Raw genomic sequence first — 23,229 nt, forward strand, 5'->3', positions numbered from 1 at the left:
GATACTGCGCTCGGGTGATTTCAGTCCAGGCCATCTTGATCTCATCAGGTTCTCGCAAACCCATGAATCATAACCTGCTGAAATCACTCAACTCATTTTCGGTCAGACACTTATACAATGTCCAATAGGGCCAGACGGTGACATGACCTTCCAGAAAATGAAGGGTACAGTTTGCCATGACGCCTGTGATATCGGACTGTTTCTCCTTCCAAAGCCCTATGGACAGAAAATGAATGTCGTCCAGATTCAGGAGGGAAAGAAGTTTCCAAAATGGTGGGCTACTACGCGAATCTAATAAGCGAATATTGCCGTATTTCTTTGTCAGACGCCGCAACTGCTGTGTCAGATGAATTTTGCTCACGACCTTCCGCTGCGACCGGATAACATCCTCCAGTGACAGACTTGCATGAAGCAGCGCACCCTCGCCGTTGATCCAGACAGAAACGTCCCCGAAAAAATGATCCGTTTCCTTGTGCGACGATGCATCCTGTGGATGACTCCCGATTTCGACCTGTCGATTATTGTCCATTTCCCTGTCCTCTTCTCTCACAACGATATTCAGTTAAACGATAAACTTCCTATTTGCAGAGCATGGCAGCCTACTGTTACCGACTTCCTGTCTGCAAATTCCATGACATGGTCAGCTATGTAAACCACGAGGGGTGTCACGAGAGAGAAACTGGCGCTCACGCGCCAGCATCCTTGCGAAACCGCCAGACCGGGATACCCATCTGTTTGGCCTTGTCGGCCAGGTTGTCCTGAATGCCCGAGCCCGGGAACACCATCACGCCTACGGGCAGGACTTTCAGCAGGGCGTCGTTGCGCCGGAACGGGGCGGCCTTGCCATGCCGGTTCCAGTCAGGTTTGAAGGCAATCTGCGCGACATCACGATGATCGGCCCAGCGGGAGGCAATGAATTCGGCCCCCTTGGGCGAGCCACCGTGCAGCAGCACCATATCGGGATGCTTCTCGCGCACTTTGTCCAGCCGGTTCCAGATCAGGTGATGGTCCTCGTAATCGAGCCCACCGGTGACCGCGACCTTTGGTCCGGGGGGCACCAGCAGTTCGGTCTCGGCCTTCCTGCGGGCGTTGAGGAAATCACGGCTGTCGATCATCGACGCCGTCAGGGTGCTGCGGCTGACCAGCGAACCCGAGCGCGGCCGCCAGGGCGACATCGTCAGCCGTTCGAACTGGTCGCAGGCCAAGTCGCGAAAGATCTCGTAAGCGTTGCGTCGTTCCAGCAGGGTCAGCCCCTCGGCAATCAGGCGCTCCAGTTCCACCGAGCGGATCTCGCTGCCATCCTGTTCCTGCTGGCTGCGTTTCTGCGCCGCCTCGTTGCGGTCAAGATCCCGCTCCACCTGCCCGACCATGCGGTGAAAGACATTGACAGTGGACCACAGCAGCGGTTCGAGATCGGGTTCCAGCCGCGTGTCGGTCAGTGTGGCTGACAGGGCGTCGAAGATATCAGCCACCGCGCCCTCAATCTGGCTGGCGTCGGGCAAGGGCCTCGGGTCCGGCTCGTCCTCGAAGGGACGGTGGCCGTAAAGCTGGAGTTCGGCCAGCACATGGGCGGTGGAAGAAGTGGCGTGGGCGGGTTCGAAATCGTCCTGTGTGCGGGTCATGGGTCTGTCCTCCGGTTCTGGCCGCGCCCCTCGCGGCCTTTCCGGGGGCGGATAGCGGCAGACGAAGGCCGGGCCGGAACCGCGCAACGCGCGGCCGGAACGCAGTGGAGGATGGCAGGGAGACGGCTGTTTTGCTTCGCGATGCAAAGCGCGGACGCAGTCCCGCGCGGCGGAAAATAGCCGTCTCCGCCATTGCAGGCCCGGCCTGGCTGACGCCCGCTCCCCTTCCAGAAAGGCCGCGGGCGCGCCTCATCCGGATACAGGACAACCCCGCGCCACACGGGAAAGAAGGCGGACCTCACACCCCCTTCCTGGCCCGCCTCAGTGCGTGACGGGTTGCAGGAACCGCGCCACGTCCTGCGGGGCAAGCTGGGGATGCAGGATCGCCCGCATCGCCCCACGCCCGAGGTAGCGCAGATCATCGTTGAAGTCCGCCAGACGCGGTGACAGCACGAGGCATTCGATCCCGGCCTCCTGCGTCCGTACCATCAGGGTCGCCACCGCATGATCCCCAGCGGGATCGTCATCGCGCAGCACGTAGAGGCGGCGCAGCGTGGGCGGAAACACCATGGCGGCGAGATGCGCCGAGGACAGGCAGGCGGCTAGTGACAGATCGGGCATGACCTCATGAAGCGAGAGCACCGTCTCGACCCCCTCGCCTGCCCCCAGCACGTCAGACACCGTGCCAAAGCGCACGGCCTGGCCGAGCAGGTCGCCCATGGCCCGACGGGGCATGGCGATGGGCGCCTTGCCCTTTCCGTCCCGCGCCAGCCAGGTGCGATGGATGCCGGTAACACGGCCTTTGAGGTCGGTCACGGCGGCGATCAGCGCGGGCCATGTCTCGGTCGGACTGTCGGCATCGGCGCGGTAGTAGCAGTCAGGATGGAAACGCAGCGCGGCCAATCCTGAGCGATTGGCCAGATCGCGGCTTCGCAGATAGGCGTCTGCAATGCCCGACAGAGATCGGCTGGCATCCCACAGACGGCGCGCAGCGTCCGTGCTGGTGCCACCCGTCTCGGAGCGAGGCAATTGGGCGGTCCGCAAGCGATCCTCCGCAAGGTCTGGTTCGGGATGCGGCAGAGCCAGAAAGCTGCGCGCCTCGTCAGCAACGTCGTGGAAATCCAGCAGACCCAGCGTCTCGCGGATCAGGTCAAGCAGATCCCCGAATTCACCCGTGCTGGCATCGGTCCATCGTCCGGCCGCACCACGTCCTTCCGAGGGACCATGCAGGCGCACATAGAGCGACCGTCCCGGTGTATTGCGCACGTCGCCGACCAGCCAGTAATTACCATGCCGCCGCCCGGCCGACAGGTAATGACGGCACACCGCCTCCGCCTGTTCGGCGAGGCGACGTGAAAGATCCCGCGCATCATGGTCCGCCATCATGCCGCCTCCCTTTCCGTCACGCGTTCGATCGGCCATGTCTCGAACAGCCGTTCGAGAACCTTATCCCCCACCTCATCGACCGGCACGAAAAACCGTAATGACCACGAGATGATTTCCGAAAACAGGCCATAAGCCCGCAACCGCTCCCGCATCTCTTCGGTAAAACCGGTCAGTTCGATACGCATGCGCCCCATAACCCGGACCCGCCGCACCTGCATCCGTTCAGCCAGATGGAGGACCGTCCCACCGTCCAGCAGTGCAGCGCGCGCGTCACCACCTGAAAGTGCAGGACTGCCCGTTGCACCTGCGTTCGCGGCCCAGGTCGCAGGCACACGGCGACCGAGCACCCTTGCCCCCTGATCGGTCTGCAGGCGATAGACACGTGCATGATCCGTCGGCAGTCGCTTCCAGACCGGCAACAACAGCCCCGTCACCATATGGAATTCGGTTTCGACGAATTCATCAACCGTGCGCAACTCCGCCTCCCAGAGAGGGACGAAAGTCTCCTGATCAATGGGCTTCCAATGGCTGGCCGAAAACGCGTCGACGGAGTGGAGTTGCGTCTCCATAGGCCTGACCAGCCGGACGCGCCGCTCGTATTCCCCCTCTTCCGTTACCAGTCCCGGAGCCGGGATGCGGACGGCGACGCGTCCGGACTGCGTGTTCTGGACGTATCCGCACTCCCGCTCACGACCCATCTCGCGTGCTTGCGACAGCGTAACGGGTTCGGACCGCCTGCGTTCCCGAATGGTCAGCAGTTCTGTATCGGCCCCGGTTTCAGCGTGTGTGTGGATGATCTGTCGTGCAAGGATGGTGAAACTATCGGCGCGCAGCGTTTCCAGACCCGCGTCATACACACCGGCTGTTCTTGCGGCTTCCACCCGTCCGGCCAATAAATCCTCGAAGGTGGCGAACAGGAGATTCTGCAACGCTACGGGCAGGGCGAGCATCCGGTTGAGAAAAGTGGAAATCGGCGGAAGCTTGTCCTTCAGGCCCGTGTCATCGACGAGGGACAGACCCGTCGCATCCTCGAATTGCGTCAGTGTGCAGCCCTCGACCTTTTCCCGGGCGAGCAGACGGTAGAACTGCCGCAGTGCATCTCGTGCGTAGGGACTTTCGAGATTGTCTTCCGGGCGAAACAGCCCCTGCCCACCCGTCTGGCGCTGCCCCCGGGTCATGGCGCCCAGCGTGTCCAGCCGGCGGGCGATCGTGGAGAGAAAACGTTTTTCCGCCTTCACGTCCGTGGCTATCGGCCGGAACAGAGGCGGCTGCGCCTGATTTGTCCGGTTGGTGCGCCCCAGCCCCTGAATGGCGGCATCCGCCTTCCAGCCGGGTTCCAGCAGGTAATGCACCCGCAGACGGCGGTTCGCAGCCGAAAGTTCGGCGTGATAGGATCGACCGGTGCCACCTGCATCCGAGAAAACCAGAATGCGCTTGGCGTCATCCATGAACGCCTGTGTCTCGATCAGGCTGGCGGCGGCTGGTCTGCTTTCCACGGCAAACCGATCCCCCTTGCGCACCACGCGCCGCGAGCGGCCGGTCACCTCAGCAACGGCATCGGCGCCAAAATGCTGGATGATCTGATCCAGCGCGCCGGGGAGTGCCGGTAGGGCTGCAAGCTGTTCGATCATCGCATCCCGCCGGGCCACGGCCTCACGGCTCAGGACAGGCTTGCCGTCGTGAAAGACCGGCCGTGAAGACACATGATCCGACCCGTCACTATAGGGTTCATAAAGCTGGACCGGGAAGGAATGTTCCAGATACCCAAGAACATACTCCCGTGGCGTCACGTCGATCCGCAAATCATTCCAGTCTTCCGGCGAGATCTCCGCCAGCCTGCGTTCGGTCAGGGCTTCGCCTGTGGAGACAAGCTGAATGACGGCCGCATGGCCCTCGGCCAGATCGCATTCGATCGCACGGATCAGGGTCACGGTTTTCATGGCCGTGATCAGATGGTTGAAAAACCGCTGTTTCGTGCTCTCGAAGGCCGAGCGGGCTGCCGCCTTGGCCTGCCGGTTCAGCGTGCCGTCCGTCCCGGTGATGTTGGCGGCCTGCATGGCGGCGTCGAGGTTGTTGTGGATGACCATGAACGCCTGGGCGAAGGCGTCATAAATGCGGATCTGCTCCGGCGTGAGCTGATGGTCGACCAGTTCATATTCGACACCGTCATAGGAGAGCGAGCGAGCCGTGTAGAGTCCCATGGCCTTGAGATCGCGGGCCAGCACCTCCATGGCCGCCACACCGCCGGCCTCGATGGCGGCGATGAAATCGGCCCGCGTGACGAAGGGGAAATCTTCCCCGCCCCAGAGCCCGAGCCTTTGCGCATAGGCCAGATTGTGGACCGACGTAGCACCCGTCGCGGAGACATAGACCACCCGTGCATCTGGCAAAGCATGTTGCAGGCGCAGCCCGGCACGCCCCTGCAGGGAGGCTTCCTGATCGCCCCGCTCTCCCTTGCTGCCGGCGGCGTTCTGCATGGAATGGGCTTCATCGAAGATGATGACCCCATCGAAATCAGCCCCCAGCCACTCGACGATCTGCTGGACGCGGGAGGCTTTTGCGCCGCGCTCTTCCGTCCGCAGCGTGGCATAGGTGGTGAACAGAATGCCCTCACTTAGGCGGATGGCGGTGCCCTGCGGAAAACGCGACTGGGGTGTAACCAGCAGCCGCTCCATCCCGAGTGCCGACCAGTCGCGCTGCGCGTCCTCGAGCAGTTTGTCGGACTTCGACACCCAGACGGCGCGCCTGCGGCCCTGCAGCCAGTTATCGAGAATGATACCCGCGACCTGACGGCCCTTTCCGGTGCCGGTGCCATCACCAAGAAACCAGCCACGGCGGAAACGGACACCATCGGGATCGTCCTCACCAACACGGGTGAGAATGTCCCATGTCTGATCGGCTTTCCAACGACCTGCCAGATAGCGATCATGGGCCTCGCCGGCATAGATGACGGATTCCAGCTGTGCGTCAGAGAGCAGGCCGTCACGGATGACGGCATCAGGGAGGGTTGGCTTGTGGGAAGGCCCGGGCGGGCGCACCGAGGCCATGGCGGCCGACTGGACCAGTTTGGTGGGATGCGGCTGAGCACCGGGAATGACGATGGTCTGGAGACGATAATCCTCATAAAGGGCGTCAGACAGACGTGTCGCCACGGTTCCATGCCCATCCGGCGGCACAACGTCATAGGATAGAGGCGCGCCCTGCATCTCCGACACCGTCCTTTGGCGGGATGCGACGGCTGCCTTGCGCCCGAGATAGCCCGGCACGGTGCGCGGTGAGGAGATATCCGCAGAGCGTGACACCGCCAGCGACTGGTACGCCTGCGGCTGACGGGACGGCAGATCACCAGTGATCCAACCGAGCAGGGTGGGAAAATCGGGGGCCGTGCCGTGGGCCACGATGAACTGCGATGGTTCGGAAGCGGGCGCGCGGTCGAACACGAGAAGCCGCGTTTCGACGCTCGTGCCGTGCTGCCGATAGAACTGACCCGCGATACCCGCCGAAAACACGAGACGGGCCTTCACCTGCAGGCTGGTGAAACCATCGGTCCAGCGCGGGTTGTCGGGGCAGAAAGACGCACCGGTCAGGGCGACAAGCCGCCCACCCGGGCGTAACCGGTCCAGTGCCGAGGCGATGTGCCGGAAAGCCGTGTCGGGCGCGCGACCAGCCACATGCGCCGTCGCCGAAAAAGGCGGGTTCATGATGACCACGTCCGGCTCAATGGTCTGAGGCAGATAGTCGTGGATTTGGGCTGCATCCCGCCGGAAAAGCCGGACAGCAGGAAACAGGGCTGCCAGTAAGTCAGCACGCCCCGGCGCCAATTCGTTGAGGGTCAACGATGCGCCAGCCAGTTCGGCGAAGATGGCCAGAAGACCGGTTCCGGCCGAAGGTTCGAGCACGTGCTCGCCGCGCGCGAGACCGGCCGCGCGCATCATGCAGAAAGCCAGCGGCAGAGGCGTCGAGAACTGCTGCCAGGTCTGGCTGTCGTCCGACCGCCGCGTCTGCGAGGGCAGAAGGGACGCCAGACGCGCGATGCTGGTGAGGAGTTCCGTGTCGCCCGAGGCGCGCGCAATCAGTGCCGGTCCATAGCGGCGCAGGAACAGAACCGACGCCGCTTCGGCAGCGTCATAAGCCATTTTCCAGTCCCACGCACCTGCGGCATCAGGGGCATTGAAAGCGCTTTCCATAGCCTGGCGGAGCCGGTTGGCATCCAGCTTCTCACCGCGTTCGAGGTGGGCGAGAAGCAATCGTGCGGCGGCGTGACCGCTCGTCTCGCGGATGGGGGTTACAGGACAATCCATGACGGAAGTCTCCGGGGGAGAAAGACCGATGGTCCCGGCACGCCTCCCTCTCCCGCACCGGAACCGCCCGGTTCAAAAACACCCTCTTCCTCTCCACTGCCGCACATCCGGGACACGCGGGGCTTGAAGCCGCCACAATCTCTTCGTAACGGTTTTGCGAGGCTTACGCCTGAAACGTTCCTACAGAAGGCATTGCGCATGAAGATTTCAGAACTGGTCGACCAGATCGCCGAGACAACCGACGCCAGCAAGACCGATACCCGCAAGGTGCTCGACGCCCTCGTGGAAGCGATGACCACTGCCGCCAAAAAGGGCGAGGAGATCTCCCTGCCCGATTTTGGCAAGTTCAAGGTGAAGGACGTGCCGGCCCGCGAGGGACGCAATCCGGCGACCGGTGATAGGATCCAGATCGCGGCGTCGCGCAAGCTGGCGTTCACACCCGCCAAGGCCCTGAAAGACGCGCTGAACGACTGAAAACACTCCCTCCCCGGTGGTATCGATAAACGGCGTGATGTCCTATTTTTGTGGATCGGAATGTCCTGTTTCTGTTACTGTGCAGGACCATCAGGGAGATCAACTGAGGTCATCATGACCCAGCAACGTCGCACCAGAACGCTGAAAGACCGGCTGAAAACACGCATTCGCCGCGCGCGCGGCGACGTCTTCGTACCGCGTGACTTCGCCGATCTCGGCGAATATGACAGTGTCAAAAGAGCTCTTCGACAGCTCATTGTCGAGGGCGAGATCGCGCGTCTGGGCTACGGGGTCTATGCCCGCGTGAAAACGAACGGCCTGACTGGCCGGCCGATGCTTGCCGTCCGCGGTGGCTTCGATGGAGCCGTGCGTCAGACTCTCAGCAAACTGAAGGTCGACTGGCGGGAGTCTGATACGGTCCGACAATACAATAACGGGCGCACGACACAGGTTCAGGCCAATCCGGTCTTCGAAGTCCAGAGCCGGTTCAACCGGAAGCTGCGCTATCGAAATCTTGAGGCGCGGTTTGAAAAGCCTTACGCCTGATCTGCTCGCCGAAGTTGCCGATGCGCTTGACCTGTCATCCGCAGCTCTCGTGGAAAAGGACTACCGTGTTGTCGAGGTGTTGGCAGCACTTCAGCATGCAGCTCTCCCCCACGGGATAAGTCTGGTTTTTGCTGGCGGCACATGCCTTGCTCGCGCCCATCAACTGGTTGCCCGGATGTCCGAAGACGTGGATCTGAAGATCGCGATTACACCGGTGCCGTCGAGCAAGAATGCGGCCCGGAAAGTTCTGGGCGCCCTGAAGGACACCATCAGAAAAATCGCGGCAGACCTCGGGTTTCCCGATCCGGTCATTTCCGCCAAAAACGAAAACCACTATATCCGTGCCGAACTGCGCTATGCGGGCAGCATGGGCGAAGACGTCGATCTGCGCCCGCACCTTCTCGTCGAACTGACATACGCGCCTGCGGCACTCCCGACCGTCGACAGATCGGTGCGGTCTTTCGTCAGCGAGGCGACAGATGCCAAGCCGGAAATACAGCAGATCACCTGCATTTCCGTGGACGAGACCGCAGCAGAAAAATTCGTGGCCCTGACCCGTCGGACAGCAGGTTATCTGGAAGGACGGAAAACAGACGCTTATGACCGCTTCCTGATCAGGCACGTCTACGACCTGCATTGCATCCTGCCCCATCTCGATCTGCCTCGTGTCTCGACACTTGCCAGACAGATCATGGTCAGTGACGCAGAGCAGTTTAAGAAGTGGTTTCCTGCGTATGCCGCAGACCCAGAGGCAGGCACCGAACAGGCGTTAGCTTATCTTATGACGAATTCAGAATGTCGCGATTCCTTCGATCGGTTTCAGGCATCCATGGTTTACGGCGAACATTTCACCTACGACACGGCAATGGCGTCAGTACAGAGCCTGTATGCCGCCATTAAGAAAACCGAAAATCATGTAGATGAAAAGAACGATGTCGAACCAGACAGAAAATGACCGGAGTAAAGACAACAGCGATAAAGGTTATCATTTTTCCAAAGGAAAAACCTGCAGGATCGTCCGTTGGCTGATCTGCGTCGACCAACGGCCCGAAACCGTTGATGAAACTGTCACCGCACCCGTCGTCCTCACACTCATTGCATTCCTGTGGGCCGACAAACATCCGGATTGCGGCCAGTTTCCGATATGGGTCTATGTCGCCTCCGTAGCTGCTGCCGGAACCTGGTACGGTCTCGTCAGAGGAGGTCCGGAATTTATACGGCCGCTCTTCAGGGGCATTTTGACTGGTGGCCTAACTGCGATGGCGCTCTACCTTTGTTTGCCACATATCGCGCAGCCACAGGAGTGGTCCTCCATATCAGGCAATATGATCATGATTGGCATGGATCTGTTTTTCTTTGCACACGCTCTCTCAGCTATCGCGCGTGAATTTCTACTAACGACAGAAGCGCAATGGCAAAAAGGAATTCAGAAACGGTCCGCACTTAGTACGCTTCTGCGGCGGCGTAAGACCACGAATGCAATGCCGAGCGGCAACAAAGATCCGCGTCAATCAATCTTTCAGGTCATTAGCACTTTCACAGGCTATGTCGCAGAAACCGAGTCTCTGGAAGGAAAATCAAAATGGCTGGGTTTGACGGTAAATATTGTCCGAGCTTTATTTACCAACGTCACAACAAACGCGATTAGCGTCAGCACAGGAATTCTTCTAGGGATTATCTTAGCCAGTAATAGTATACACCACATATATGAAATTATTTATTATTTATTTCCTTCCCACTAATCTGAAAATCACTATCCAAACCGGCACCCATCAACCGTAAAAGTATATTCATTGGTGCGAATGGCTTCATCGGCCGCCTCATCTGAAGACTGATAGTCCCATTCCTTTTCGAGCGAGCGATACAGCCAGCGCGCCAGATCGCGCAGGGCCTCGGTAATCCCTTCCTCCGCGTCGGCCGTCATATCCTGACCCGACGGACTGTCTCGAGTGACATCGATGCGCATCGTATATTCATGATAATAGAGGCCACGGTGCGTGATCGTCGCGGTAAGCTGGTAGAAATTCCGCCTCTGGAGCGCCGTTAGCTGGTCTGCAATGGCATGAAGCGCTTCATCCTGCGGCGCGTATTGACGGATTTCGTGGGCCGCACGCGGCGCATATTTGTAGACGCCCTCGAACGAGGCACCGTCCCCCTGACTGGAAAAGCCCCGGAAATAGATGCAGGAATCGCATACGCCACATCCGCCTGCCGAACGCCGTGATACCGCCGCAACGTCCACCCCGATTATGGCGCATATACGCAGAAAGTCCTCATAGACAGTATCCCACCATGAAAAACAGTCCAGAGTCTCCCGATACCAGCAGCGCGCTTTTTCGCGGGCGGCAGCGGACAGTTCATCAATCTGATAAACAGTGACAGAAATGATCTCAGGCATCGGGATCATCTCCTTCAAGAGCGCCGGCCAGCCATTCGTTGGTGCTGGTCCAGCCAACGGATTTGCCCGCGCCAAGATCGATGAGATGCGCGCCACCCCCGAAAGCGTCCAGCCGGGGGCGCGAACAGGTATTTGCATATTCCATTCCCCATAAACCGGAGAGTGAAAACGCTTCCGCGCATTTCAGCACGAACGCGATGACGCATTCTGGATCACCCCCAGCTTCATCATGAATCCACAATTCAGAAGACCCTTCACTGGACAGCAGCAGGGAGAACCCGTCTGCAAGACAGAAACCATCTTCGTCCGCCGTCTCGTTTTGATAAAGTTCGAGTGCCCTGAGCGCGTTTTCATGTGTTTCTACGTCCAGAAGACAGGAAAAATGCGTGAAATAATCGGCCATTTTCAGGTTCCTCATAAAGAAAAAGCCCGGAACGTATCCGGGCTTTCGCAAGAGACAGGACAAGATATGCTGGGCGGTATCAGACCCGTTCCATCAGTTTGCGGGCCTTGCCTTCAAGGTCGAGGCGCGTGTCCTGATTGGTCTTCGTCCGCGCGAACGCCGTGATGCCCTGAACGAAATCGAACACGCTTTCCGGCGGCCGACCTTCTTCATGAAGAACCGTTTCAATGATTTTCGCCGTCTCCGGCTTCGAGAAACCCTGCCGTCGCAGGAACCTTTCGCGATCGTCTTCGTCACGTGCGACAACCTGCCTGCGTGATTCCTGAATTCCGGAAATGAACGACGCAGCACTCGCATTTGCAAAATTCCGCAACGCAGGCGCGGCCTGATGTACAAAGCGGTTTGCTGCGAATTTGCTGTGCCGGATCGTGATCTGCTGCAGGTTTTCCTGCCCCCAGATCAGGCGGTTCTGGCACACTCCCCGAAGATAAAAAGAGGCAATCCCGAGACTTTTACTACCGACTTCGGAATTCCATGCGTAAAATCCCCTGAAGAACAGATCGGGCTCACCATTGGGTAGACGTCCCGCCTCGATGGGATGCGTATCATCGACGAGGAACAGGAAAACGTCTCTGTCTGAGGCATAAAGTGTCGTGGTTTCCTTCGTGATGTCGACATGTGGATTATGCGTCATCGTCGCCCAGTCAATGACACCGGGCACCTTCCAGTTCGTATCCCCTGTTCCGTTTCCAGCAATTTTGCGCACGGCCCCCACAAGTTCATGGTCCCAGATCCGGCCATAATCCGGGCCTGTGACAGCGCGCAGTTCCACACGGCCATCACCCGTTTCCAATGTCTTGACCAACTCTGCCCGGTGGGACAGCAGGCCGTGCTGCAAATTGATGGCGGCCAGCGGGGCGGGAAGATTGCGAAGATAGGACGACGGTGCGCTGACCAGGCTGCACAACTGCCCGAAAGACCAGTGGGTGGGAGCAACGGGCGCACTCTGGCCGGGCACGGACAGGGTCAGCCGTTCGGCATTGTCGCGTGACGCGTCCACACGGATGGCGCGGCTCTCCACCGTACGCGCGGTCGCCCGGTCGGCACGGCTCAGGGTCGCCGCGTGCAGGTCTGCGAGAGACAGATAACGTTCGTCGTCAGGACGGGAAAACCACTCGGACGATACACGGTGATCCACCCGGCCACGGGACGGATCAATGCGAAATCCGCTGGCGGGGCGGGCTGAAGGAAGAACGGTCATGGTCATGGAAACTCTCCTCTTGCGCCGGATATTCGGCACAAAAGGCGAAGCCGGCCTCTCCCTCCTTCAGGGCCGGGCCTGCATGAAAAAATGCTGCTTCCGGAGCCCGGAAGCAGCATCATGACGGCAAAAGTCGGTCCTGTTCTATCGCAGTCTATTTTTCCCGGTCGTCGCCTTCCAATATCAGGTGAAGGGGTTGAGCACGCCCCATCCAGGGCTGGGGCCGAATTTCTTTCAGCCAGTCGACGAAGCTCGGGATGAACCCGAAGTCTTCGCGCATATGCTGTTCGCCGATCAGACGGACGGGTACCGACCGCCCTGTCGAAAGCATCAAGGTTACGCCAAACAGCCTTTCGGCCAGGAAAATTCCTTCAGCGTGGTGTCGGAGCGCACGATGACGGAAGTCCGCCGAAATCAGCTTCGATTCATCGAAAAACGTATGGAGCGGCAGGAAATCCTCCGCCGTCTCGCCCCATTGCCGCACCGAGGAAAGAGCATGATGGTAACTATGCGCCATGATCCGCCTCCTCCGTCCAGCTATGTTCAAAATATTCGGTCGACATGTAACGTTCGTTGAATTCGAGTGTCACGGTGCGCTGATCTACGTCGAATACGATATCGCCATAGGCCCCATCATTGTTTTCCCAGCCACCATGCGTTTGAGACAGTGCGTCGTAACAGACATTTTCCACCGCGTTACGCAGCGGCGCTCGTTCAAGTAGTGTGTCGCTGCCCGGCCATGATGTGGTCATCATGGTGATTTCAGCATCAAGCAGATCGGCCCGATCTTCCGGGGTAACGGCAATGTCCTCGATCTGCCCGCTGTCCCCTTCTCCATTGAAGGAAACCCTGAGGTCAGTAATGGCATGCAGGGAGAGCGTCGTGAAAACAATCCGGCGGTTCTGGACGGACGCCTGTCTTTGCGCTGCCTCATGACGCTGCCAGCGGAGGGCATAATCGATGGGGCTGATCTCGTTATTTTCCGGCATGACAATCTCCACAGGATAACGTGATGGATCGAAACGTGCAGCCATGACCCTCGTGATGGAAGGATCATGGCCTCTGACAGTTCGGGGGCAGGTTATTCGGCGGCGACCTCGACGCTCAGGAACTCTGGAAGACTGACGTGTTCTGGCAGTTGATCATTAGCTGCGTCCTGACCAGGGACGTCCGGAACACCGGCCCGCAAAGCTTCGGGCAACCAGCCCGAGCCCTCCAGCAACCGCTCCGCTTCGCGGGCCATATCGACCTTTTTAAGATGCGCGATCATCTCGGCCGCCTGCTCGCCCCGCGCTTCCCGAACAGCATCGAGAATATGCGGCTTGGTCACGCGTCCCAGGTAATTTTCCACCGTCGGCTGCCATCCCGCCTCGACCGGGTCAAGCCGCAGGGCCGAGGCCAGCCGGTCGCTTCGGGCCAGACGCCGCTCGATGGTTCGCGGCGAGATCGCGGCATGCGGGCCGGTCTTCTCGAACAGGGCGTTCACCCCGAATGACAGACAATGCGCCAACAGAGCCAGGCGGCTGGTTTCATCCAGACGATCCAGCCAGACCCACAGGGCATCCTCGTCCTGCGGCAGATCCTGCTTCCATCCTTCATGACGCGCGCGAACGTCATGCGCCGGCATGCTGGTCGCCAGATCAGCCGACTGTACCGGCAACGAGACGGAACGAACGCCCGCCTCGAGGCACGCTCCTGATCGGTCATCGCGAAACAGGTTCAGGCAGAGTGTATGGAGAAACTCGGTCAGCGCCACGTGAGGATTGCTGGCCAGCGCGTCCCGAAGGGCGAGCGTGCGCCATGCCGTCAGTTCGGAGAGTAACCGGTCCGGGATGGGGCGACGGACATCTTCTTCGTCCTCGGCATCATCAGAGCCGTCGGGTTCCCCTGCCCCGGCGATCGCATGATCATCGTTTTCGTCGTGCGCAGTGCTGGCTTCCACGGCCTGCGCAGAAGTGTGCGTGTCCGATGGGCTGTCATCTTCCATATCTTCCGGATGGGCGAAACCGCGTTCGATCAGGAGGGTGCCGTCGCTATCGAGGCTGACGAAAGCTCCTGCGCGAACCACGTCGCCAGGATCGAAGATCGCAGGACGGGTTTCGAGGGCCTCTATTGCCTGTTCGATCTGACCGAGACGGCTATCCACCTCATCGGGCAGTTCATCCGCCTGAGCATATTCCGCCTCGATTGCCTCCTGCTCACCGCGGAGCGCCTCAAGGCGTGCTGTCTCTTCTTCCGAGAGTGGAACCGCCGTACTGTCAATTTCGGCGAGATGACGCGTATGCCCCCATGGGAACGACAGGTCGGTTTCAACCCATTTCCAGCCTTCGGCCCGGACCTGTTCGGCTGCCGCGTGCAGTTTCTCCATGACCAGCCGGTCGAGAATGGCCGGATCCTGAAGCCAGCCACCATCATCGGCTTCGAACAGGTCACGCATCACGTGGCCACCGGCCGCGACGTAGGGATCGAGGCCCACGAAACGGGCGCGGGCGTCCGACGCCCGCACGGTCTTCTCGGTCAGCATTCGGCGGATGACATAGGGCTCGCGGTTATGGCCCTGGGCAATGATCTCCCAGACCTGTTCCTGACGGGCAGTATCGTCGCTGATGGAAAAGGCCATCAGCTGCTCCAGCCGCATGCCGTCCCGCTCATAAACGTCGAGCAGGTTTTCAGAGACGGTCATCAGACGAAGGCGCTGTTTGACAACAGCGACGGGCACGAAGAACGCGGCGGCGATTTCCTCTTCGGACATACCCTTTTCCAGCATGTCGCGGAATGCGCGGAACTGGTCCAGCGGATGCAGGGCCACACGCTGGACGTTTTCGGCGAGAGAGTCATCCTCGGCGAGGATCGCCGTCTGTGCGTCGCGCACGACGCAGGGCACCGGCGCCGTCTTGTTGAGTTTCTTCTGTTTGACCAGCAACTCAAGTGCGCGGAAACGACGGCCACCTGCGGGAACTTCGAACAGACCGGTTTCGATGCCTTCGTCGTCAAGGACGGGACGGACGTTCAGGCTCTGCAGCAACCCACGGCGTTCGATGTCACGGGCCAGTTCCTCGATCGAGAGACCCGACTTCACACGCCGGACGTTGGATTGTGACAGAACCAGTTTATGGAAGGGAATATCCCGAGAAGAACTCAGGCTGATTTTCTGGATGGCGGTAGCCATGGCGAAAACTCCATGACAGGCGGAGCGGAGACTCTCTCCTCTCCTTTCAACCTGTCATGAAATTTCCAACTTCACTCTTCCTCTCCGTGCTCCCCCACCGAAAAAGCCGGAGCCATGGTGACCAGAAGCAGGGAAAATTACTTTCGCCGGTCGATATATCTGCTTACTGATCGACCGGTATGTAGCCAGGCAATGCTTCGACATCGCTGATCCAGCGACGTAATGATGGGTAGGACTCCAGTGAAATTTCGCCCTGTGGCGCGAGCGCCAGGTAGGGATAGGCAGCGCAGTCGGCTATGGTTGGATGCTCTGCCGCCAACCATTTGTGCCCCGAAAGATAATCGTCGATGATTTTCAGGGTCCGTTCGCTCGCTCTGGCGGCATCATCATACCGAAGCGGGTAACCGAACAGCTTGACCAGTCGCGCGTCAGCAGGACCGTGTTGAATCTCGTTCACGGCAACGGAGAGCCATTGGGTGACTTTGGCTCGTCCGACAGGATCGGACGGAAGCCAGTCATGCTTGCCATAGGTTTCCGCCAGATAGACGAGGATGGCCTGAGAGTCCCAGATGACGGTTTTTTCGCCGTCCTGAAGCACGGGCACTTGCTGCCACGGATTGAGTGCTGTGAATTCTGCTGTTTTTTGTGATCCGGCGGCGAGGTCGATGTCTCGTATCTCGAGTTCGATGCCAGCTAATGCTGCGAACAGCCGGACCTTGTAACAGTTTCCGGAAGGTGGACAGTTATAGAGTATCGGTAATGTCATGACCGGTCGTTCCTTTGTTCCACCGCCTGTGCGAGGTGGCGCATCTTCAGCGTTTGCAGTTTGAAGTCAAAACGAAAACCTTAAACGACGCTCTGATTGACCGGTTCGTACACTATTGGCAGCCCGCACTTCCCCGCGCCCATCCCTGGCGTCGGGCGGTTGGAAAGGTGTTTTGCGCTGGGCGTATTCACCTCCTGCCTATTTCCCAGCGGTGAGCAGCCGAGGCCGTTCACCACGGGACCATAGGTCCGGGTGTTCTATTTGGCAGGCCACCCGACATAGGAGGCCGCCCAGTGCAAAAAAGCGTTTCCACACGCCAATGCGGAATCTACCCAAATCCGGGCATCAAGAAAAGCCAATTGAAAGCAATCAATGGAAATTCCGCGATCTGAAATTGAGTGGGGCGAGATCGCGCCTCGCGTGATCATCCTTTTCACCCCGCTCTCCTACCTGCCGCAGCAGCCCCGAAAGGTCCGTCAGTTCCAGCGTCACCAGGTGCACCACGTCACCCTCGCGCTGGATGCGGCCTTTCGCCGCCATCATGCTGGCCGACAGGATGATCGATCGGTATTTCTCGAAGATGTCCGGCCAGATGACGAGATTGGCGGTGCCGGTTTCGTCTTCCAGCGTAATAAAACATACCCCCTCCCCCGATCCCGGGCGCTGACGAACCAATACAAGTCCGGCGACCTCCGCGCGCTTTCCGTCACGTAATGCCATGGCAACTCCGCACGGCACGATCTTTCTGGCACGGAGATCGTCGCGAAGGAACGACAGAGGATGGGCACGAAGGCTGAGGCCGATATGATTGTAGTCTCCTACGACCTCCGCCCCATCGGCCATTGGTGACAGCACCATCGTTGGTTCGTCGATCTCCCTGGTTTCGGCTGCGGCGGCGAACAAGGGCAGTGGCGCGTCATGCAACCCTTTGATCGCCCACAACGCCTCGCGCCGCGCCAACCCGAACGCCTCCCGGAACGCATCGGCTTCGGCCAGTCGCACCAGCGCCTGCTGTGGCACCCCGGCCCGGCGCCACAGATCGTCGATCGAGGCGAACGGGTGCCGCAGTCGGGCGGCAACGATTGCCGCCACGTGTACGTTGGCCAACCCCTTCACCAGACTCATGCCCAGCCGCACCGGAAAGCGGCCATTCTCGTCTTCGGTGCCTTCCAGGGTGCTGTCCCATCTCGAAGCGTTGATACAGACCGGTCGGATTGCAACGCCATGATCACGCGCGTCGCGCACCAGTTGGGCCGGAGCATAGAAGCCCATGGGCTGGGAATTGAGCAAGGATGCCAGGAAAACGTCGGGATGGTGGCATTTCAGCCAGGACGACGTGTAGGCGAGGATCGCGAAACTGGCGGCGTGACTTTCCGGGAAGCCATAGGAGCCGAACCCTTCGAGCTGCTGGTAGATGCGTTGGGCGAACTCCTCGGGGTAACCCTTGCGGGTCATGCCCTCGAGCAGACGGGTCTGGAAGTGCGACACCGTGCCGGTGTTCTTGAAGGTCGCCATCGCCCGGCGCAATCCGTCCGCTTCGGCGGCGGTGAAATCCGCGCAGACCATCGCGACCTGCATCACCTGCTCCTGGAAGAGCGGTACGCCGAGTGTGCGTTTCAGCACCTCTTCCAGTTCGGGTGTCGGATAATCCGGATCTTCCAGCCCTTCCCTCCGGCGGAGATAGGGATGGACCATATCGCCTTGTATGGGGCCGGGACGGACGATGGCCACTTCGATTACCAGATCATAGTAGGTCCGGGGTTTCAGCCTCGGCAACATCGACATCTGGGCGCGGGATTCGATCTGGAACACGCCAATCGTATCGGCCTTGCGGATCATCGCGTAGGTGCGGGGATCCTCGGCCGGGATCGTCTGCAGCGTGAAATGCTGCCCTTTATGCGCGGCCAGCAGGTCGAGGCCCTTCTTCATGCAGGTCAGCATGCCAAGGGCCAGGACATCGACCTTCATGAATTTCAGCGCGTCGATATCGTCCTTGTCCCACTCGATGATCTGACGGTCGTCCATCGCAGCCGGTTCGATCGGCACCAGTTCGTCGAGCCGGTCGTGTGTCAGCACGAAGCCTCCGGGATGCTGAGAGAGATGGCGGGGCACGCCGATCAGGCAGCGCGCCAGATCCAACGTCAGGCGGATACGCCGGTCGGAGAGGTCAATTCCCGTCTCGGCGAATTTCTCCGCATCGACATTGCGTGACCAGCCCCAGATCTGCTTGCTCAATAGTGCAATGACATCTTCTGGCAGACCCATCACCTTGCCGACGTCGCGCAGCGCGCCCTTGGCGCGGTAACGGATCACCACGGCGGTCAGCGCGGCACGATCGCGTCCGTAATGGTCGTAGACCCACTGGATGATCTCCTCACGGCGCGCATGTTCGAAATCAACGTCGATATCAGGTGGCTCAGCCCGTTCTTCGGAAATAAAGCGCTCGAACAGCAGTGTGGTGCGGGAGGGATCGATGGCGGTAATGCCGAGCACGAAACACACCGCGCTGTTGGCAGCCGAGCCCCGCCCCTGACAGAGGATGTCGCGCCGCCGCGCCTCCCGGACTATCGAGTGAACCGTCAGAAAATAGGGTGCGTAATTCATGCGCCCGATCAGAGCGAGTTCGTGGTGGAGGATCTTCGCCACGTCAGGAGGCACCTCACCGCCATACGTCTCCCGCGCCCCCCGCCAGGTCAGCGCTTCCAGCGCCTGTTGGGGCGTCTGGCCGGGGATTTCAATCTCGTCGGGATACTGATAGGCCAGATCGTCGAGAGAAAACCGGCAACGCTCCACGATCTCCATCGTGCGGTCGATCGCCTCCGGATAGCGGCCGAACAGTCGTGCCATTTCTTCCGGCGGCTTGAGATAGCGGTCGGCATGACGCTCCCGCGCGAAGCCCGCCTGCTCGATGGTGGTGTTGTGCCGCACGCAGGTGACGACATCCTGCAGGATGCGCCGGTCATGGGTGTGAAACAGCACGTCGTTGGTAACAACAGTCCGGACGCGCTGGCTGTGTGCGAGATTAGTCAGTTCGTACAGCCGCATCTGGTCGTTGGGGCGGCGGCGCAGGGTCAGCGCCATATAGGCCCGATCGCCGAAAGCGTCCCGCAACCGCCGTAGATGCGCGGCACACTCGTCATCCGCGACATCAGGCACCAGTACGGCAATCAGCCCTTCGCCCCACTCCACGAGATCACGCCAGAGCAGGCTGCATTTGCCCTTTCCCGCGCGGGCCTTGCCGAGGGAAAGCAGGCGGCAGAGCCGGCCATAGGCGGCCCGGTCGATTGGATACACCAGGACCGGCGGCGCGTCCTCCAGATCGAGCCGACAGCCGACGACCAGGCGCACCCCGAATTCCTTCGCCGCCAGATGCGCCTGAACGATGCCAGCGAGCGTGTTGCGGTCCGTGGCGCCAAGAGCGGTGATCCCGAGCGCCTTCGCCTGTCCGAACAGCTCGCCGGGCGACGACGCGCCACGCAGGAAGGAGAAATAGGTCGTGACCTGCAACTCCGCATAGCGGGGCGCTGTGGCGCTCATGCGAACAGGCCATGCAAGAACCAGCGCTGCGATCCGGTCTCGCCGTGCTCACCGTCGCCGGCGCGATAGATCCAGAAGCGCTCGCCGGACGTATCTTCAACCTGGAAATAGTCCCGGGCGGCGGTCAGTTCCGTATCACCCTTCCACCATTCTCCGAAAACCCGCTCCGGCCCATCGGCGCATTTCACCTTGCGGCGGATCCCACGCCAGACGAAGAACACCGGTGGGTGGTCGGGCAGCATGGCCATGGTCTCGATCGGCTCGGGACGCGGCAACAGCCGGGTCGGGCGTGGCCAGCCTTCCGGCCAGGCGGCGTCAGTGACGGGGGCGAGCGGTGGCACGCGCTGCACCGAGCGCTCGGGCACGTCGCTTTCCACCGGCGCGACGCGATAAAGCGCCCCGTCACCCAGCCGGTTGGCCAGCATATCGATCAGTCCCGACAGATCGGCCTCCGGCTCCTCAATCAGGGACGAGACCTGCTGACGCCGTTCCATCGGTTCGGCCAGCACCGCAACCAGGTCCATACGCTCGATGCCAAAACCGGGTTCGATGGTCTCGATCTGTTCGGACAGAAGGCGCAGGAGATGCTTCGGATCACGGACCGGACGGGCCAATGCCACGCGCACCGCCTGCACGGCGCTGTCGACGCGGTGCAGCAGCAGGTCCAGTCGCCGGGCGCCGAGGCCGCGTTCTTCCAGACTGGCACAGAGCGGTGGCACCAGTTTGCCGATATAGCGCGCGATGGTTTCAGCCGCGGCAATCGGTTCGGCGAAGTTGCGCGACACAGCAACGGGATCGGCAGGACGGATCGGCAGGATCGGTTCGTCGACCCGGCCATAGGCCTGATCCAGCCTCCGGGTGATTTCCGCGCCGAAGCGCTGCACCAGAGGAGCGCGGGGCGCAGTCTCGATATCGCGGATCCGGGTCAGGCCCAGATCGGCCAGGCCGATCACGGTCTCGGCCGGGAGACGGAGGGCCGCGACCGGCATATCCGCGAGAGCTGCCGCATGTTCACCGGGTGGGACGACGATCGCCGTGCCCGACGTGGTTCGCGTCACGGCGTAAGCGGCTCCCAGCGTGTCGGCAACCGCTGCCCGCGCTGAAATCCCGGCGCCTTCCAAGCGACGGACGATGTCGCGCAGCATTACCGCCTCGCCACCCAGGAGATGATCGGCACCGGTCGTGTCGAGGATCAGGCCGTCCATCCCATTGAGCGCAACGACCGGCGTGACGCGTTGTTGCAGCCAGAGTGCCAGCCGCTCGAGGGCGGCGCGATCTTCGTCGGGCCGCGCGTCCATCACGCTCAGGCCCGGCAGCAGGACCTGAGCCTTGGCGACTGGCATGCCGACCACGAGCCCTGCTTTGCGCGCTGCGCGGTCCGCCGCGAACACAACACGGCGGCGGCCGTTACGGCCCGCCAGCACCAGTGGCGTCTCAGGCGGAGGCGCGGCGTCGCCCTGCTCGCGGCGAAGTCGGTCGGTCGCCCATAGAGGCAGCCAGATCGACGTGATCCGCCGTGTCGGTCGCAGGCCGGTCCGATGCTCCTGCGAGCCGCAATTTCGATTGTCCATGCCTCGCCTCCACCTCGAAATCCGCACTTTCCCCCGAACGCGTCCGGATCAGTTCCAGCAACCACCGGCTATCGCCGACTCCCGCCACCGGCAGCGGAGCAGAAGGCAGGAGTGAGACCCGCCATCGCGTCGTGCTCGCCGTCGGCTGGCCGAAATCCGCCGCATCCGTCTGCCGGCGCCAGCGCCGGAGGGCGAGACCGATTCCACCGCCGCTTTCGGCGGCGAGTTGCAACCGACGCGAAGCAGTCATGGTCAGGCGTCCGACTTCCGCCACGACCGCGCCCAGACCCGGGTGACGCAGCCCTTCCTCGAAACAGGCCAGTACGTCGCGATCAGTCCCGGCCTCGACGAACAGCACCCGCGAGGCCGCCAGCCCGGCCTGTTGCAGCGCGGGTGCGAACAGATCGGCGACCGTGACGATCCAAAGAACCTGACCTTTGGTTCGCGCGGCAATCCCCGCGGCAAAACGCGCCGCAGCGGCGGCGTTCAGAGCGTCGTTGCCGCCCCCCGCGACCTCATGCAGGGTACCCAGCGTCAGACCACCGCCCGGGAGCTTCCGGTCGATGTCCCGGACGCCGAAGGGCAGTGTGGCACGCTTGCGGCTAGTGTGTCCTTCCAGACGGCTGATCGCAGCCCGCAGCGTCTCCAGACCGGGTTTTTTATGGGGTTCAGCAGTCATTTCACGGTCTGGCGTCCCTTGAGCATACGGATTTCCTGATTATATGTTCTTGGTTTGTTCCATTCATGCTACGCAAGTCAATGCAAATTCGCTCCGTATCCGGCATGCTGGGTAGCGATGTCGGTTCGGTATCGTTGATGAAAGTGCGCTAAGGAATTGAATCCAGAACCTTCTTCCTCTCCAGGCAACGACGATTATCTGTCCCGTCTGAATGATGCCCAGCGGCAGGCCGTCACGCATGGGACCGGAGTCTCGGCAGGCGGCGCGGATTCATCCCCGCTGCTGGTCATCGCTGGCGCCGGATCGGGCAAGACCAACACACTAGCGCACCGGGTCGCGCATCTGATCGCCTCGGGGGCTGATCCACGGCGCATCCTGCTGCTGACCTTCTCGCGCCGGGCCAGCGTCGAGATGACGCGGCGTGTGGAGCGCACCTGCAAGACGGTGCTGGGAGACAAGGCTGGTCCTCTGGCCGACGCGCTGGCCTGGGCCGGGACGTTTCATTCCATCGGCGCGCGGCTGCTGCGGGAATATGCCCGGCAGATCGGCATGGACCCGGCCTTTTCGATCCATGACCGCGAGGATTCAGCCGATCTGATGAATCTGATCCGGCACGATCTGGGGTTTTCGAAAACCGAGAATCGGTTTCCCGGCAAGGGCACGTGCCTTGCCATCTATTCCCGCGTGGTGAACTCCGGTGCGCCGCTCGCCGATGTGCTGCTGAAGCACTATCCGTGGTGCGCGGGCTGGGAAGCCCAGCTGAAACAGCTCTTCGCCGGTTATGTCACGGCGAAGCAGGAACAGGGCGTGCTGGATTACGACGACCTGCTGCTGTGCTGGGCGCAGATGGTCAGCGATCCGGTGCTGGCGGCCGATATCGGCGGTAAATGGGACCATGTGCTGGTTGACGAGTATCAGGACACCAACCGGCTGCAGGCGGAGATCCTGCTGGGCATGAAACCAGATGGGCGCGGGCTGACGGTGGTGGGCGATGACGCGCAGTCGATCTTATAAGTTAGTTGGAATACATCGGCTTGAATCTATACCTTCGTGTTGCAAAGGGAGGGTACGATGCCTGAGCCTAAATGGTCACGATATCCGCAGGTTTCTGAGAAC

General features: G+C 60.8%; 19 protein-coding genes. 5 read left to right on the forward strand and 14 right to left on the reverse strand.

Annotated elements, in window-relative coordinates:
- Positions 1-67: 67 nt before the first annotated feature.
- The 4 genes from GOB90_RS16535 to GOB90_RS16550 all read right to left on the reverse strand — a co-directional run bounded on the left by GOB90_RS16535 (position 68) and on the right by GOB90_RS16550 (position 7,309).
- Positions 68-529, reverse strand: a complete 462-nt coding sequence (locus tag GOB90_RS16535; RefSeq protein ID WP_173572160.1) for a hypothetical protein — start codon at positions 527-529, stop codon at positions 68-70.
- Positions 530-686: 157 nt separating this feature from the next.
- Positions 687-1,622 (reverse strand): DUF2493 domain-containing protein, encoded by a 936-nt coding sequence (locus GOB90_RS16540; RefSeq protein ID WP_146891885.1) that lies wholly within the window; start codon positions 1,620-1,622, stop codon positions 687-689.
- A gap of 321 nt (positions 1,623-1,943) precedes the next feature.
- Positions 1,944-3,044, reverse strand: a complete 1,101-nt coding sequence (locus tag GOB90_RS16545; protein WP_242012112.1) for a DUF7146 domain-containing protein — start codon at positions 3,042-3,044, stop codon at positions 1,944-1,946.
- Positions 3,005-7,309, reverse strand: coding sequence for a strawberry notch-like NTP hydrolase domain-containing protein (locus GOB90_RS16550; protein ID WP_146891881.1), 4,305 nt, complete (start codon positions 7,307-7,309; stop codon positions 3,005-3,007). Before GOB90_RS16550 ends, GOB90_RS16545 begins: the two co-directional genes overlap by 40 nt.
- A gap of 198 nt (positions 7,310-7,507) precedes the next feature.
- On the opposite strand from GOB90_RS16550, the gene GOB90_RS16555 reads away from it, so the two are divergent.
- From GOB90_RS16555 to GOB90_RS16570, 4 genes are all read left to right on the forward strand, one after another.
- A complete protein-coding gene (locus GOB90_RS16555) occupies positions 7,508-7,783 on the forward strand; it encodes an HU family DNA-binding protein (protein WP_146891878.1) in 276 nt (91 codons plus the stop codon).
- Between the two features lie 114 nt (positions 7,784-7,897).
- The gene (locus tag GOB90_RS16560) at positions 7,898-8,329 is read left to right on the forward strand and encodes a DUF6088 family protein (protein ID WP_173572161.1); all 432 of its coding nucleotides are present in this window, start codon (positions 7,898-7,900) and stop codon (positions 8,327-8,329) included.
- Positions 8,310-9,284, forward strand: coding sequence for a nucleotidyl transferase AbiEii/AbiGii toxin family protein (locus tag GOB90_RS16565; RefSeq protein WP_173572162.1), 975 nt, complete (start codon positions 8,310-8,312; stop codon positions 9,282-9,284). Before GOB90_RS16560 ends, GOB90_RS16565 begins: the two co-directional genes overlap by 20 nt.
- Positions 9,262-10,071, forward strand: a complete 810-nt coding sequence (locus GOB90_RS16570; RefSeq protein ID WP_146891872.1) for a hypothetical protein — start codon at positions 9,262-9,264, stop codon at positions 10,069-10,071. The genes GOB90_RS16565 and GOB90_RS16570 overlap by 23 nt, the downstream gene beginning before the upstream one ends.
- An 11-nt stretch (positions 10,072-10,082) precedes the next feature.
- Here GOB90_RS16570 and GOB90_RS16575 read toward each other — a convergent pair whose 3' ends face one another.
- The 10 genes from GOB90_RS16575 to GOB90_RS16620 form a co-directional block, all read right to left on the reverse strand.
- Positions 10,083-10,727 (reverse strand): antitoxin of toxin-antitoxin stability system, encoded by a 645-nt coding sequence (locus GOB90_RS16575; protein WP_146891869.1) that lies wholly within the window; start codon positions 10,725-10,727, stop codon positions 10,083-10,085.
- Positions 10,720-11,130, reverse strand: a complete 411-nt coding sequence (locus GOB90_RS16580; RefSeq protein WP_146891866.1) for a hypothetical protein — start codon at positions 11,128-11,130, stop codon at positions 10,720-10,722. The genes GOB90_RS16575 and GOB90_RS16580 overlap by 8 nt, the downstream gene beginning before the upstream one ends.
- 79 nt (positions 11,131-11,209) lie before the next feature.
- Entirely contained in the window at positions 11,210-12,397 is a 1,188-nt protein-coding gene (locus GOB90_RS16585) for a DUF932 domain-containing protein (RefSeq protein WP_146891863.1), read from the reverse strand.
- Between the two features lie 148 nt (positions 12,398-12,545).
- Positions 12,546-12,908, reverse strand: coding sequence for a DUF6915 family protein (locus GOB90_RS16590; protein ID WP_146891859.1), 363 nt, complete (start codon positions 12,906-12,908; stop codon positions 12,546-12,548).
- Positions 12,898-13,425 (reverse strand): DUF6878 family protein, encoded by a 528-nt coding sequence (locus GOB90_RS16595; protein ID WP_173572163.1) that lies wholly within the window; start codon positions 13,423-13,425, stop codon positions 12,898-12,900. The genes GOB90_RS16590 and GOB90_RS16595 overlap by 11 nt, the downstream gene beginning before the upstream one ends.
- A 47-nt stretch (positions 13,426-13,472) precedes the next feature.
- The gene (locus tag GOB90_RS16600; protein ID WP_146891856.1) at positions 13,473-15,560 is read right to left on the reverse strand and encodes a ParB/RepB/Spo0J family partition protein; all 2,088 of its coding nucleotides are present in this window, start codon (positions 15,558-15,560) and stop codon (positions 13,473-13,475) included.
- Between the two features lie 163 nt (positions 15,561-15,723).
- Complete coding sequence (locus tag GOB90_RS16605) at positions 15,724-16,326, reverse strand: glutathione S-transferase family protein (protein WP_146891853.1); 603 nt, start codon at positions 16,324-16,326, stop codon at positions 15,724-15,726.
- A 369-nt stretch (positions 16,327-16,695) separates the two neighbouring features.
- On the reverse strand, positions 16,696-19,863 hold the full coding sequence (locus GOB90_RS16610; protein WP_173572164.1) for an error-prone DNA polymerase: 3,168 nt from the start codon (positions 19,861-19,863) through the stop codon (positions 16,696-16,698).
- The gene (locus GOB90_RS16615; protein ID WP_261766014.1) at positions 19,860-21,287 is read right to left on the reverse strand and encodes a DNA polymerase Y family protein; all 1,428 of its coding nucleotides are present in this window, start codon (positions 21,285-21,287) and stop codon (positions 19,860-19,862) included. The genes GOB90_RS16610 and GOB90_RS16615 overlap by 4 nt, the downstream gene beginning before the upstream one ends.
- A 10-nt stretch (positions 21,288-21,297) precedes the next feature.
- A complete protein-coding gene (locus tag GOB90_RS16620) occupies positions 21,298-22,113 on the reverse strand; it encodes an ImuA family protein (RefSeq protein WP_237592461.1) in 816 nt (271 codons plus the stop codon).
- A 156-nt stretch (positions 22,114-22,269) separates the two neighbouring features.
- Here GOB90_RS16620 and GOB90_RS16625 point away from each other — a divergent pair, with 156 nt between their 5' ends.
- Positions 22,270-23,127, forward strand: coding sequence for an ATP-dependent helicase (locus GOB90_RS16625; RefSeq protein ID WP_242012113.1), 858 nt, complete (start codon positions 22,270-22,272; stop codon positions 23,125-23,127).
- Positions 23,128-23,229 lie beyond the last annotated feature (102 nt).

The sequence above is a fragment of the Acetobacter oeni genome, assembly GCF_011516825.1.
Classification (GTDB): Bacteria; Pseudomonadota; Alphaproteobacteria; order Acetobacterales; family Acetobacteraceae; genus Acetobacter; species Acetobacter oeni.